The following is a 1,372-nucleotide window of genomic DNA, read 5'->3' as shown; positions in this document are numbered from 1 at the left end:
CCATCGAAACGACTAGCCTGACGCGGTGACGAGCGCAGCAGACCGGGTCCCCGCACCCCTCCTCGTGCTCGCTGGCATCGTCTCGGTGCAGTTCGGCGGGGCGTTGGCCGCCACGCTCGTGCCGCTGATCGGCGCCGGCGGGTCCGTCGTTCTGCGCCTGCTCTTCGCCAGCGCCCTGTTGCTGGTCTTCGTCCGCCCCCGCTGGCGAGGGCACTCGCGTCGCGCCTGGCTCACGGTGATCGCGTTCGGTGTCGCCCTCGGCCTGATGAACTTCACCTTCTACAGCTCGCTGGCCCATCTGCCGATCGGGGTCGCGGTGACCATCGAGTTCATCGGCCCCCTCAGCCTCGCGGCGGCGCTGTCGCGCCGATGGTTGGATGCCGTCGCGGTCGCCGCCGCAGCCGCTGGGGTCGTGCTCATCTCCGAGGCACTGAGCACCCCGTTCGCCGACCTCGAGAAGACCGGGATCGCGCTTGCGCTGCTGGCCGGTGCCTTCTGGGCGGCCTACATCGTGCTCGCCGGGCGCACCGGGGGTGAGTTCCCGAAGCTCGAGGGGTTGGCGCTCGCCATGGTGGTGGCCACCGTCGTCACGCTGCCGCTCGGCATCACCAGCGCCCCCACCTGGTCGCCGGACATTCTCCTCAAGGCGTTCGGCATCGCTGTGCTCTCGTCGGTCCTGCCCTACTCACTCGAGCTGCTGGCGCTGCGGAGGCTGAGCGCGAAGGTCTTCGGCATCCTGCTCAGCCTCGAACCGGCCTTCGCCGCGCTGGCGGGGCTGCTCGTCCTCGGCCAGGTGCTCTCGCCGACGCAGCTCGTGGGCATGGCCCTGGTGGTCGCGGCCTCGGCGCTGGTGCTCGGGCTCGGCGCGCGCCAGAGGCCGGACCCCGCTGAGGCAGCCAGTACCTAGCTGCCGGTGGGACCGCCGGCGATGCGCTCGCGCTCGTCCTTGCGGGTCTTCCACAGGCTGGCCACGGTCGTGGTGCCCAGGATGACGACGATGGCACCGAGCGACATCCAGATCGGGATCTCCGGGACCGCCACGTGCTCGCCGCCGTTGATGAACGGCAGCTCGTTCTCGTGCAGGGCGTGCAGGAGCAGCTTCACGCCGATGAACGCCAGCAGCACGGCCAGACCCAGGCTGAGGTAGACGAGCTTGGTGAGCAGGCCGCCGAGCAGGAAGTACAGCTGGCGCAGACCCATCAGGGCAAAGAGGTTCGCCACGAGCACGATGTAGGGCTCACGGGTCAGGCCGTAGATCGCGGGAATGGAGTCCAGGGCGAAGAGCAGGTCAGTGGTGCCGAGCGCGACGATGACGAAGAAGAGCGGGGTCGCGAGGCGCTTGCCGTTCTCGATGATGAACATCTTCGTGCCG

The 1,372-nt window shown here is 69.3% G+C and carries 2 protein-coding genes; one reads left to right on the top strand and one right to left on the bottom strand.

The genetic code is table 11. The features are described 5' to 3' along the window. Nucleotides 1-25: 25 nt before the first annotated feature. Entirely contained in the window at nucleotides 26-907 is an 882-nt protein-coding gene (locus PLL68_RS15240) for an EamA family transporter (protein ID WP_324535553.1), read from the top strand. Here PLL68_RS15240 and PLL68_RS15235 read toward each other — a convergent pair. Continuing rightward, nucleotides 904-1,372 (bottom strand): TerC family protein (locus PLL68_RS15235; RefSeq protein WP_502910738.1); only part of this gene is annotated, 469 nt, incomplete at its 5' end. The two genes, PLL68_RS15240 and PLL68_RS15235, sit on opposite strands and share 4 nt — an antisense overlap.

The organism is Ornithinibacter sp. (assembly GCF_035443565.1).
Classification (GTDB): Bacteria; Actinomycetota; Actinomycetes; order Actinomycetales; family Dermatophilaceae; genus Fodinibacter.
This window is presented reverse-complemented; position numbering and strand designations above follow the sequence as displayed.